Genomic DNA, 12,085 nt, shown 5'->3' with positions numbered 1-12,085 from the left:
ATTTATAAAGAAAATATAATTACGATATAATGAAAAAAATCCCGAGTAGTAAGGTAAGCCCGAAACCGCCAAAATTCAATTTTGTGTGGCTTATGATTGCCATGTTTTTAGGTTTTTTTGCCTTACAGTACGTTTTTGGAGAAAGCCCAGCTAAGGAAGTTAGCTATAGTGATTTTGAGACACGTATGTTGAATACAGGCGCTGTAGAGCGTCTCGTCGCCTATAAAAAGAATGATCTTGTCGAAGTGGAGGTCTATTTAAAAAAGGGCTGGAAAGATAATCCAAGTTTTAAAGACGCTACAAAAGCTGCTGATCCGCTTCCAAGTCTATCAGGACAGGAAGACAAGGGTCCACAATATATTTTTAAGGATGCCTCTCCCGATGTTTTAGAAAAGAAATTAGCTGCATCGCAAGCGGAATTAACGCCAGGTACACCAAAGGTCCAGTTGACTTATGATGATCGTTCCAACCCTTGGGCAAGCTGGTTTATCACGTTTATGTTGCCGTTGTTGGTATTGGCTGCAATCTGGATCTTCTTGATGCGTCGTATGGGCGGTGGTGCTGGCGGCGGTGGCGGTGCGATCTTTAACATAGGTAAATCTAAGGCGACGTTGTTTGATAAAGAATCGCAGATCAATATCACATTTAACGATGTTGCTGGTCTTGAAGAGGCGAAACAAGAAGTTATGGAGATTGTGGATTTCTTAAAAAATCCACGTAAATATACCAATTTAGGGGGTAAAATTCCGAAAGGCGCTTTGCTTGTAGGGCCTCCGGGAACGGGTAAGACTTTATTGGCTAAAGCGGTAGCCGGAGAGGCTCAAGTGCCATTTTTCTCATTATCCGGATCTGACTTTGTCGAAATGTTTGTGGGTGTAGGTGCATCGCGTGTTCGCGATTTGTTTAAGCAAGCGAAAGAGAAAGCACCATGTATCATTTTTATTGATGAGATTGATGCTATAGGTCGTGCTCGTGGTAAAAACTCGATGATGGGCGGTAATGACGAGCGTGAAAATACATTGAACCAATTATTGGTGGAGATGGATGGTTTCGGTACGGATTCAGGCGTTATTATTTTAGCGGCTACTAACCGTATCGATGTACTGGATACAGCATTGTTGCGTCCAGGACGTTTTGACCGTCAAATTTCTATTGATAAACCGGATTTGATTGGCCGTGAGCAAATTTTCAAAGTGCATCTAAAGCCGTTGAAATTATCGGCTGAGGTCGATGCAAAAAAATTATCGGCGCAGACACCTGGTTTTGCGGGAGCTGAAATTGCCAACGTGTGTAACGAAGCAGCCCTTATTGCTGCCCGTAAAAATAAACCAGAGATTGATATGCAGGATTTTCAGGATGCCGTTGATCGTGTGATCGGTGGTCTTGAGAAGAAAAACAAAATCATCTCTCCGGAAGAGAAACGTATTGTTGCTTATCATGAGGCTGGACACGCTATTGCGGGCTGGTTTTTAGAGCACGCCGATCCTTTGGTGAAAGTGTCTATTGTGCCACGTGGTGTCGCTGCTTTGGGTTATGCACAGTATCTTCCCCGTGAGCAGTTCCTATATACGACAGAACAGCTTATAGACAGTTTATGTATGACTATGGGAGGTCGTGTCGCTGAAGATATTACTTTTGGAAGAATTTCAACAGGTGCTCAAAATGACTTAGAGCGTATCACGCAACTTTCGTATGCGATGATAGCAATCTACGGTATGAATGATAAAGTTGGCAATGTTTCCTTCCGAGATAGTTCTGAGGCGTCTTTCCAAAAACCATATTCTGACAAAACGGCAGAGCTGATTGATGCAGAGGTACGTAACTTAATTAATGACGTCTATGCACGTACCAAACAGTTATTGCTGGATAAACGTGAGGGTTTGATTAAAATAGCAGAAAAGCTATTGGAAAAAGAGATTCTTTTTCAGTCGGACTTGGAAGAGATCTTAGGTAAACGTCCATTTGAAACCAAGACTACTTACGAGGAGTTTGTGAATGGTGCTGATGGTGGTGGAGTTCCACAGACAGATTTACCGTTGGATGTTCACCCGGACGAAGCGCGATCTAACGAAGGGCAGAGCTCAGAAGCACCCTCCAATAATTTGAATTAATTTGAATGCTGCAGCGCTAGAGTGATCTAGCGCTGCATTTATATATTTGCGCCATGAACGTGAAGAACGCAACAGCGAAAGAGATAATGTTAAAACGAGTACGTCAGGCATTACTACAGAAAAACGATAATCCACATCCCAATTTCAAAGAAACGCCGCTTTATAAAGAAGAGGATGAGTTGGTGGATATTGTTTTTGTTCGCGAATTGACTGCTGCGGGAGGCAAGTTTCTGTATTGTGATGGTGAGATCGGTCTGATTGAAAATCTGATTTTATTGACCGAGGAGAATAATATCAAAAATATATACGCTTGGGAACAAGGTGTTCAAAATTTACTCAGTCCATATGGTTTCCCTTTTTTAAAAACAGCGGAAGATTTTGAATCAGCAAATGCAAGTATTACATCATGTGAAGCATTGGTTGCACGTAATGGGAGTGTTATGGTGAGTAATGCAAATGCTTCAGGACGCAGGTTGAGTATATATCCTCCAATTCATATTGTTATTGCCAAAGCTTCGCAATTGGTTTGGGATCTTAAGGATGCTTTAGCTTATATGCAGAAGCGTTACGGTCAGGAAATCCCGACAATGATTTCGACAATTACCGGCCCCTCCAGGACGGCTGATATCGAGAAAAGATTGGTTTTGGGCGCACATGGACCAAAAGAACTTTACGTTTTACTTTTAGAGGATCGATTCTAGGAATTACTATGCTATTATATTATCTAACAGAAATGCCTGTTGCGAGTATTATTTTCTTTTTTACGCTCGTTACCAGTATCTATACGTTTTCACATGAACAACTTTACGGTAAACTGATGTTGCATCCGTATAGTATCGCACGTAATCGAAAATGGTATACCATCCTTACCAGTGGCTTTGTGCATAAAGATTGGGGGCATCTGCTGTTTAATATGCTTACCTTTTATTATTTTGCATTTGGTTTGGAGCGCATACTTGCAGAAGCAAGTCCATACGGTCATATTTTATTTGCCGTAATCTATATCGGTAGTTTAATCTTGAGCGATATTCCAACAATCATCCAGCAAAAAAATAACCCCGGTTACTATAGTTTAGGCGCCTCAGGTGCGATTTGTGCGGTTCTGTTTAGCTACATTCTTTTCGATCCGAAAATTACCATTGGTGTGATGATGATTATACCGATGCCGGCTTATCTGTTTGCATTTTTGTTTTTAGGTTACTGTGTGTGGGCGTCAAAAAAAGCGCAAGATGGTATAAATCACGATGCTCATTTCTTTGGCGCATTGTCGGGTCTGATCTTGACGATTATCTGTTTCCCTTGGGTTATTAAGCATTGTTTGGCTCAGTTTTAAAATTTTCCACCCCAGGTTTCCCGATCTAAATTTCTATACTGGATCGCTTCGGCGAGATGATGATTTTCGATCATTTTACTTTGCTCCATATCAGCGATTGTTCGAGCAACTTTGAGTATTCTATCGTATGCTCTTGCAGATAGGCTCAGATGTTCAATAGCTGTTTTAAGTAACTTTCTTCCGGGCTCATCAACCTGACATATTTCTCGGGTCAATTGTGTACTCATTTGCGCATTACAATGAACGTCTGGAAAAGAGTCAAACCGTTCTTTCTGAATTTCTCGTGTCTGAATGACCCGACTTCGCACAGTACGGCTGTCCTCGGCTTTACGTGTTGTGCTCAGTTGATCAAATAGTACAGGCGTCACCTCAATATGCAGATCGATGCGGTCTAAAAGAGGTCCCGATATTTTACTTAAATACCGTTGTACGGTGTTGCTGCCACATATGCATTCCTTTTCGGGATGATTGAAATAGCCACAGGGACAGGGGTTCATGGCCGCTACCAGCATGAAACTCGCCGGATAATCCACCGTAAGTTTTGCCCTTGATATGGTAATCTGTCGCGATTCGAGAGGCTGCCGCATGACCTCGAGTACACTCCGTTTGAATTCCGGTAATTCATCCAAAAACAATACGCCATGATGTGCTAGTGAAATCTCACCAGGCAGCGGATTGGAGCCTCCACCTACCATGGCTACGTCGGATATGGTATGATGCGGAGAACGAAACGGCCGTGTAGTCAAGAGAGACTCCTTGGTCTTCAGGTTTCCAGATACAGAGTGTATTTTGGTGGTTTCTAATGATTCAGTCATGTTGAGGGGTGGAAGTATCGTCGGTAATCTTTTGGCCAACATAGTTTTTCCTGCGCCGGGGGGACCTATTAAAATAAGATTATGACCACCTGCTGCGGCAATTTCCAGTGCCCTTTTAATATTCTCCTGTCCTTGAACATCCGAGAAATCGACATCGTAATTTGCTGTATCGGTATGAAAGAAAGTTTGAATATCAACTTTTGTTGGTTCAATTTTCAGCTTATGATTTAGGAAATCGACAACTTGGTTGAGATTCTCTACTCCGATAACATCGACTCCCCTGACAATAGCGGCCTCCTTGGCGTTCTCTTGTGGTAAAATAAGCCCTTTAAAGCCTTCTTTCAGGGCCTGTAAGGTAATGGGTAAAATACCGCGGATGGGCTTAATGCTTCCGTCTAATGATAGTTCTCCTAAAATGAGATAATCTGCCAGAAGCTCATTTGTTATTTGCCCGGAGGAGGCCAATATGCCGATTGCGATTGATAGGTCGTAACTGGAACCTTCTTTGCGAAGGTCTGCAGGTGCCAAGTTGACAACAATCTTTTGACGTGGCATGTGAAGTTGACAGGAAGTAATGGCACTTTCGACACGTCTTAAGCTTTCTTTCACAGCATTGTCAGGCAATCCTACGATATAATAATGTAGGCCTGTAGATACGATTACCTCAACGGTAATTGTGCAGGCATTGATTCCATAGACAGCACTGCAATAGGTTTTATTTAGCATAATTTTTATAATGGGTTGATTTAAAGATACTAAAAAACTGAACGGGTTAATAATTGTTTGGTGAATTATTGAAAGTCAATCGAAGTTTATCAAAAAATGATTATATTGGAAGATATAGTTTCTTGTAAATAATGGATTAAATGCCGCGTTTGGCAAACGATTTGCTCTGTTAATTGTATTATTAACGAGGACTAGATTCATCGTAATAGAATTAGAACTTTAAAACGAAAAAGAAATGAATGACACAAGTAAAGTAGCTTTGGCGTTGTTAGCGGGTCTTGCTGCAGGTGCAGCTTTGGGAGTTTTATTTGCTCCGGACAAAGGGTCGGATACGAGAGATAAAATCAATGATTCATTAAGCGATTTGAGTGATGCTATTCGTGAGAGAGCGGAAGAACAATTCGATCAATTGAATGATTTTAAAGAGAAAATTGTTTCTACATTAAAAGGAAAATTAAATCAGACCGAAGAAGTGCTAGATGATGATATCATCGAACATGCATAGTTCGCAAATTATTCGTATGAATAATTGGTGTAGAATACATATCATCAGGCTATTTCTAGGATAGATTTTTACGATAACACCTTTCTTTTAGGATAGAGGATTGAAGTTGCCGGCGTTGAGCCGAAACAGGATTCGTTTTAGAACTAGACATTGAAATAGCCTGAATAATTTTAAGATGCATGGAAGAAGAAAAATTTTCACTTAGCGGTACTTTTCAAAAAACCAAAGAGTACATTGACTCCCAGTTTAAGCTTGTCAAATTAAAGACAATTGAGCGTTCTTCTCGATTGATCGCTAGCCTTGTGGTTGATGCGACAAAGCTGATATTCACGTTATTTGTCCTGTTTTTTTTATGCCTGGCACTGGGTTTTTGGCTCGGAGAATTACTGGGGAGTTATTCCTTGGGCTTTTTGGCGACAGCGGGTATTTTCTTGGTGATTATTATCTTAATACGGGTTTTTGAGCCGATGTTAGAGTCCAAATTTATGGATCTTTCTATCCGCCGTTTTTTGGCTAAATGGAACGATGAGATTGAGGAGGAGGAAGAAGATCTACATAAGGAAAAACTTGATAGAGAAAGGGCTACAAATGAACAATAAACATACTAAAATACGTAACCTACAAGAGCTTAAGGCTGAGATTTCCCGTTTGAAAGCCCTTAAAAATGAGCAAGAAGTCTATCTTAAGACTCAATTTACCTTGCTCAACAATAAAATAGAGGCTCCAATTCGCTTTTTCAATACATTAAAAGACAACATCCCAGGGGTAAATATTGTCCAGCAGCTGTTCTCTAAAAGTAGCAATCCAGATTCCGATTGGCTAACGAAGACCTTACGTATCGGCGTGCCTTTTGTTATGAATAGGTTGTTCCTAAAAAATACCGGTGTTTTTAAGAAAGCGTTGATGTTGCTGTTGTCAGAGCGTGCTGTCGGCCAGATCAATCAAGATAAAATCAGTGGCCTCCTTAGCAAGTTAACACAGTTTATTCGTCCCAAAAAGAAGAAAAATAAAGCTGCCCAAGCTGAAAATGCGGTTATCAAGGATGAGGTTAACGAGTACGGAATTCCTTCCTATAGCGAAACCTACTAATGCGATCGCATTGGATTTATTCGGAAGCGTTTGCTTCTTTTTCCAAAAAATCCGCATAAGCTAGTTGAATGCCTTCCCGGAGGTTAACTTGATGTTTCCAACCCAGTGCGTGCAGTTTCGAGACATCCATGAGTTTTCGTGGTGTTCCATCTGGTTTGGAACTGTCGAAGGAAATAGTGCCCTTGTAGCCAATAACGTCTTTAATCAATTCGGCAAGGTCCTTAATGCTTAGATCTTCGCCAATGCCAATGTTGACAAATTGTTTCTCATCATAATTATTCATTAAAAAGACGCAGGCATCTGCCAGGTCATCGGAAAAGAGAAATTCCCGTAAAGGGGTTCCTGTTCCCCAGATAATAACTTCAGGGAGCTGATTGATCTTAGCTTCATGAAATCTTCTGATCAAGGCCGGTAAAACATGTGAGTTTTGCGGATGGTAATTGTCGTTAATTCCATAAAGATTCGTTGGCATAACGGAGATATAATTGCATCCATACTGATCCCGAAAAGCTTCTGCCATTTTTATTCCGGCGATTTTAGCAATAGCGTAGGGCTCATTTGTAGGTTCCAGTGTGCCCGTAAGTAGCATATCTTCGTTCAAAGGCTGTGGTGCCATTTTTGGATAAATGCAGCTTGAACCTAAGAACATTAATTTTTTAACCTTATTATCGTAGGAAGATTTGATGACGTTGTTCTGTATAGCCATATTCTCGTAGATAAAATCTGCGCGATAGGTATTGTTCGCCATGATCCCTCCAACTTTGGCTGCGGCTAGGAAAACATAGTCAGGTTTTTCCTGATCGAAAAAATCAGCGACCGCTTGCTGGTTGCGCAAATCTAATTCGGAAGATGTGCGTGTGACAATATTGTTGTAGCCAAGCTCCGATAATTTGCGATGAATTGCCGATCCGACCATGCCGCGATGGCCTGCTATGTAAATTTTAGCGTCTTTCTCCACGATAAGTTATTGATTCCTGCAAACTTAGATAAATTGCTTTTTATATGCAATATAATTCGCCCTTAAGAGGGTGATTTATTCATTCATGTGTGTGCTATCGGACTTCGGACTGTTCCGTAATTGGCGGTATTGGTGCTGTCCTTCAGATTTATTTTTTTTAGCGGGAATATAAGGTTATTTTTGCGGGATATTTATTAAAAAATGGGAAAGGACAAACTACGTAAATTTGCTGAAGTTGCTACTTTTGAAAATGTAATCCAACTCGACGCAGGCAAAGAATATAAAGGAAAATGGGCTGAAAAGCAATTTGGTAACAATAATCCAGTTGTTTTGGAGCTTGCTTGTGGTAAAGGTGAGTATACTGTTAATCTAGCGAGATTGTTTCCGGAGAAAAATTTCATCGGTATCGATTTTAAAGGTAATCGTATTTGGCGTGGAGCCAAGACAGCTTTGGAAGATGGAATTCGGAATGTTGCTTTTCTTCGGATACAAATTGAGACTATCCTTGAACATTTTGCTGAAAATGAAATTGATGAAATCTGGATTACCTTTCCGGATCCGCAACCGCAAGATAGTCGTGAAAAGAAACGATTGACAGGGCCAAAGTTTTTAGATCGTTATAAAATCATTATGAAACCCGAGGGGATGATGAATTTGAAAACAGATAACGATGGTTTCTATGCTTACACACTGGAGCAAATTGAGATACAGCATTTGAAAAAATATAAAGAAACGACGGATCTTTACCATTCAGACTTGGTGGATAACGTTTTATCCATTAAAACATACTACGAGCGGAAGTATTTGGCACATGACAAGAACATTAACTATGTGAAGTGGAGTTTCGAAAAACGATAACGAATAGGTTTATTTCATAATAGAAAGTCTAAACGAAAGTTTAGACTTTTTTTTGTTTTTAGTAATTGCATTATTTTTGCTGTATTTTATTGGATTTCAATTGATTTAAGAGTCTTTTTTGGAGAGGCTCTTTTTTGTTTAATCGATATTTAAATAATTTCGATTTATTTCGTTTTTTAAATATTATTAATTATTTTCGATTTGAAAATAAAAAATAACCAAAGAGCGATCGCTTTAGATCGAGCCTAATGTGTGATATTCCTGCCGATGCGGACTTCAATACATTTTTTAAATATTTTAAACAATGATAATATCATTAAAAAGAAATGATATTCGAAACAATTGTTAACAAAAAGAAAACATTAAGTTAAAGTATACTTTTTGTTAAGAATATATTTTTGTGCCAAATTGAAAATTAACAATTTACACCAATAACTATGTTTAGTATTAACCCTATCCAAATTAATCTGAGGCACTCCTCCTCGAAAGTGCTATTTGCGGCATTAGCAATTGCGTGCACTACAGATTTTACGGCGATAGCAGCTCCACTGGGATCTGACCACGCTGTGCATGCAATTAAGCAGACCAAGATTAAAGTAAAAGGTCAAGTTGTCGATAATCAGACGAAAGAACCCTTGGCATCCGTATCAATCCTTGCAGCAGGTGTAGTTAAAGGAGCGACTGACCGGAATGGTAATTTCGATATTGAAGTTGAATCAGGAGCAGCGATCCGTTTTCAGTTGATAGGCTACGAAGCGGAGACGAGGACGTTTTCATCCAGCCAATTGGATGCTAAAATTTCTTTAAGTGCGAGATCCGAGGCGCTCAATGAAGTCGTTGTGACAGCGCTAGGCATACAGCGAGAAGAGAAGGCATTAGGCTATTCCATAAGCACGGTCAAAGGCGAGGAATTGACGAATGCAATTTCAAACAATTGGACGGATGCTCTAACAGGAAAAGTCGCTGGTTTGAATTTGGTAAAGTCGGGTGCGGGGCCATTGGGATCCAATCAGATTATTTTAAGAGGGGAAACATCTTTTACGGGCGATAATTCCGCATTGATTGTTGTGGATGGTGTTGTCATGGGAGGAGGGACGCGGATGACCGGTAATGGTAGTTCCAATTATTTGGATAGTGATTCTCCTGTAGATTTTGGAACATCATTGGCGGATATTAATCCGGATGATATCGAGTCCGTTTCAGTATTGAAAGGACCAGGCGCTTCAGCGCTCTATGGTTCCCGTGGCGCACATGGCGCTGTGATTATTACCACAAAAAAGGGAAAAGGGGCTAAAAATAAAATTGGTGTATCCGTTAATTCGAATACGGCAATTGGGACAATTAACAGATGGCCCGATTATCAATACGAATATGGTCAAGGTGCGATTGATCAGGATCTTTATTATTCCTACGGACAGTCAGAGGATGGTGCAAGTACTTTAAGTACGTCTTCTGCTTGGGGACCCAAATTTGATGGACAGTATTATTACCAGTACGATCCTAATTTCTATCGTTTGACACCTCCAGAGCGGACATTATGGAGACCCTATGAAAATAACCGAAAGGATCTTTTCCAAACGGAGCTCACGTCTACTAATTCGATCAGTATTTCTGGTGCTACTGAAAAGACCAGTTCACGGTTTTCATATACCAACGTAACGAACAAATGGATTATTCCCAACATGGGTTATAATCGGAATACCATCGCTATGCAGTTCAATAACAAGGTGACGGATAAACTGAGCCTCTCAACAAAAATTAATTTTAATAATAGAGGATCAGACAATTTACCAAATAGCGGTTATAACAATCAAAGTTACATGTACTTTGTACGGGGCATTGTGCCGAATGTGAATGCAGCTTGGCTAGAGCAGAATTGGATTCCAGGAAAGGAAGGAATTGAACAGATGACTCCGTTTTCAAACCTGTTGGATAATCCAAGAACCATATCTTATGATATGATCAATGCGCAGGATAAAAACAATATTATTGGAAATTTACAGGCCGATTATAAATTCAATAAGGAGTTGAATTTGATGGTGCGGACAGGAATCGATTGGAGCTATGATAAACGCAAACAATCCAGGCCATTTGATACCTATAAATATGCTTATGGCTATTACCGGGAGCAGTCCATCAATAACCAGGAAATTACTTCCGACTTTTTATTGCAATATAACAATCAACGGAACAATCTTCACAAATTTGGCGCATCGGTTGGAGGTTCATTGATGCACAATAAGTATATTAAAGATGATGCTTACGCTAATAGTCTTATTTATCCAAACCAATATAATTTTGCCAATGCGAGGGAAAAAATCGTTTATTTACCTTACCGCGAGGAATATGCAGCCAATAGCTTATATGCCTTACTAAATTATAGTTATAAGGATATGATTTTTGTCGATGCAACGAATCGTATCGACTGGGCGAGTACATTAGCATCTCCGAAACGGAATGAAGTTAAACCATTTATATACCCTTCGCTTAATACAAGTTTTGTTATTTCCCAATTGCTAAACCTGCCAAAAGCGATAAATTTTTGGAAAGTCAGAGCATCGATTGCTCAAGTCGGAGGTGGAGGAAAACGGGCTTATCTAAACTCTTATGGTTACCGTAGTGTTGAGGGGACCACTGGAGGGCTTACAAATCCAACCACCGTTCCAGATGAAAATCTGACGTTCGAAAGTACGCGTTCTTATGAAGTAGGAACAGATTTTAGAATGTTCAGAGATCGACTTAGATTAGATCTTACTCTGTATTCAAACTCGACATTTGATCAGATTATTGAGTCTCCGCTGGATCCTTCAAGCGGTTTCAGAAATCAGATTACGAATGCTGGAGAGGTACGGAATAGGGGGATAGAGATTGCGCTTTCTGGCGATATTATCAAGAAGAAAGATGGCTTAAATTGGAATATGTATGGAAATTTTACGAGCTATGATTCGAAAGTTATTTCCATACCTGCAGATCTGCAAGGCGAGTTAGTGCTATCCACGTTGTTTGGAAGTAGAGGAACAATTGTGGCCATACCTGGTAAACGATTTGGTGATATCTATGGACTCGGATATGAGCGAAATCAGGATGGTCAAATTATTTATGAAAATGGACTTCCTGTATTGTCCCAACAGAACATGTATATCGGTAATCCAAATGCAACGACCAAATTTGGTTGGGGGAATGAATTTAAATACAAAGGATTTAGATTTAATTTCTTATTTGATGGTCAATTCGGCGGAGTGGGATATTCGTTGACGCATGCCGTATTGATGGAAGAGGGAAAATTAAAAAAGACAATTCCGGGACGATATAATGGTATTATCGGCGATGGTGTTGTGAAGAATAGTGATGGAAGCTACAGCAAGAATACAGTTGTTGCGTCTGCTGGAGATTATTATGCTAAACATTTTAACCGGGATAATATAGAATCAAATACGTTTTCCACGGACTTTATAAAGCTTCGTGAGGTCAGATTTGACTATACATTACCTAAGTCTTTTGTTGAACGCTTGAAAATTGAGCGCGCATCAATTGGCGTGTACGGAAGAGATCTGTTTGTCATGACCAAATGGCCTTCATTTGACCCAGAGTTTGGATCGCTAAATTCAAGCGGTATTGAGAAGGGCGCAGAGATTGCGCAGTTCCCTTCAACCCGCACAATGGGTGTCAATTTATCATTCTCATTTTAAA

At 40.0% G+C, this 12,085-nt stretch carries 10 protein-coding genes; 8 read left to right on the top strand and 2 right to left on the bottom strand.

Going from position 1 to position 12,085, the window contains the following annotated elements; translation table 11 throughout:
- The first annotated feature begins 29 nt into the window (after positions 1–29).
- From ftsH to CBM24_RS26030, 3 genes are read left to right on the top strand one after another with little or no spacing between them, the layout of a single operon-like run.
- Positions 30–2,111 carry an ATP-dependent zinc metalloprotease FtsH gene (gene ftsH, locus CBM24_RS26040; RefSeq protein ID WP_088163273.1) on the top strand — a complete coding sequence of 694 codons (2,082 nt, stop codon included), beginning with the start codon at positions 30–32 and terminating at the stop codon, positions 2,109–2,111.
- Positions 2,112–2,164: 53 nt separating this feature from the next.
- Positions 2,165–2,812: a lactate utilization protein C gene (locus tag CBM24_RS26035; RefSeq protein WP_070561445.1), complete on the top strand. Its 648-nt coding sequence runs from the start codon at positions 2,165–2,167 to the stop codon at positions 2,810–2,812.
- An 8-nt stretch (positions 2,813–2,820) separates the two neighbouring features.
- Complete coding sequence (locus CBM24_RS26030; RefSeq protein ID WP_088163272.1) at positions 2,821–3,444, top strand: rhomboid family intramembrane serine protease; 624 nt, start codon at positions 2,821–2,823, stop codon at positions 3,442–3,444.
- On the opposite strand, the gene CBM24_RS26025 is transcribed toward CBM24_RS26030, so the two are convergent.
- On the bottom strand, positions 3,441–4,985 hold the full coding sequence (locus CBM24_RS26025) for a YifB family Mg chelatase-like AAA ATPase (protein WP_088163271.1): 1,545 nt from the start codon (positions 4,983–4,985) through the stop codon (positions 3,441–3,443). The genes CBM24_RS26030 and CBM24_RS26025 overlap by 4 nt on opposite strands.
- Before the next feature lie 235 nt (positions 4,986–5,220).
- Between CBM24_RS26025 and CBM24_RS26020 the strand changes: the two genes are divergently transcribed.
- From CBM24_RS26020 to CBM24_RS26010, 3 genes are all read left to right on the top strand, one after another.
- Positions 5,221–5,490, top strand: coding sequence for a YtxH domain-containing protein (locus CBM24_RS26020; RefSeq protein WP_075990249.1), 270 nt, complete (start codon positions 5,221–5,223; stop codon positions 5,488–5,490).
- Between the two features lie 179 nt (positions 5,491–5,669).
- Complete coding sequence (locus tag CBM24_RS26015; RefSeq protein WP_088163270.1) at positions 5,670–6,089, top strand: hypothetical protein; 420 nt, start codon at positions 5,670–5,672, stop codon at positions 6,087–6,089.
- Positions 6,079–6,579, top strand: coding sequence for a hypothetical protein (locus CBM24_RS26010; RefSeq protein WP_075990247.1), 501 nt, complete (start codon positions 6,079–6,081; stop codon positions 6,577–6,579). The genes CBM24_RS26015 and CBM24_RS26010 overlap by 11 nt, the downstream gene beginning before the upstream one ends.
- Positions 6,580–6,595: 16 nt before the next feature.
- On the opposite strand, the gene CBM24_RS26005 is transcribed toward CBM24_RS26010, so the two are convergent.
- On the bottom strand, positions 6,596–7,537 hold the full coding sequence (locus CBM24_RS26005; RefSeq protein WP_088163269.1) for a GDP-L-fucose synthase family protein: 942 nt from the start codon (positions 7,535–7,537) through the stop codon (positions 6,596–6,598).
- 201 nt (positions 7,538–7,738) lie between these two features.
- Here CBM24_RS26005 and trmB point away from each other — a divergent pair, with 201 nt between their 5' ends.
- Both trmB and CBM24_RS25995 read left to right on the top strand, forming a co-directional pair.
- Positions 7,739–8,395 carry a tRNA (guanosine(46)-N7)-methyltransferase TrmB gene (gene trmB / locus CBM24_RS26000; protein ID WP_088163268.1) on the top strand — a complete coding sequence of 219 codons (657 nt, stop codon included), beginning with the start codon at positions 7,739–7,741 and terminating at the stop codon, positions 8,393–8,395.
- Positions 8,396–8,832: 437 nt separating this feature from the next.
- A complete protein-coding gene (locus CBM24_RS25995; RefSeq protein ID WP_088163267.1) occupies positions 8,833–12,084 on the top strand; it encodes a SusC/RagA family TonB-linked outer membrane protein in 3,252 nt (1,083 codons plus the stop codon).
- Position 12,085 lies beyond the last annotated feature (1 nt).

Source organism: Sphingobacterium sp. G1-14 (assembly GCF_002196555.1).
GTDB lineage: Bacteria > Bacteroidota > Bacteroidia > Sphingobacteriales > Sphingobacteriaceae > Sphingobacterium > Sphingobacterium siyangense.
This window is presented reverse-complemented; position numbering and strand designations above follow the sequence as displayed.

What these genes read in the sequence shown, in the direction of transcription:
- CBM24_RS26030 (WP_088163272.1), top strand. Translation starts at nt 2,821, where the DNA reads ATGCTATTATATTATCTAACAGAAATGCCTGTTGCGAGTATTATTTTC.
- CBM24_RS26020 (WP_075990249.1), top strand. Translation starts at nt 5,221, where the DNA reads ATGAATGACACAAGTAAAGTAGCTTTGGCGTTGTTAGCGGGTCTTGCT.
- CBM24_RS25995 (WP_088163267.1), top strand. Translation starts at nt 8,833, where the DNA reads ATGTTTAGTATTAACCCTATCCAAATTAATCTGAGGCACTCCTCCTCG.
- CBM24_RS26010 (WP_075990247.1), top strand. Translation starts at nt 6,079, where the DNA reads ATGAACAATAAACATACTAAAATACGTAACCTACAAGAGCTTAAGGCT.
- ftsH (WP_088163273.1), top strand. Translation starts at nt 30, where the DNA reads ATGAAAAAAATCCCGAGTAGTAAGGTAAGCCCGAAACCGCCAAAATTC.
- trmB (WP_088163268.1), top strand. Translation starts at nt 7,739, where the DNA reads ATGGGAAAGGACAAACTACGTAAATTTGCTGAAGTTGCTACTTTTGAA.
- CBM24_RS26015 (WP_088163270.1), top strand. Translation starts at nt 5,670, where the DNA reads ATGGAAGAAGAAAAATTTTCACTTAGCGGTACTTTTCAAAAAACCAAA.
- CBM24_RS26025 (WP_088163271.1), bottom strand. Translation starts at nt 4,985, where the DNA reads ATGCTAAATAAAACCTATTGCAGTGCTGTCTATGGAATCAATGCCTGC.
- CBM24_RS26035 (WP_070561445.1), top strand. Translation starts at nt 2,165, where the DNA reads ATGAACGTGAAGAACGCAACAGCGAAAGAGATAATGTTAAAACGAGTA.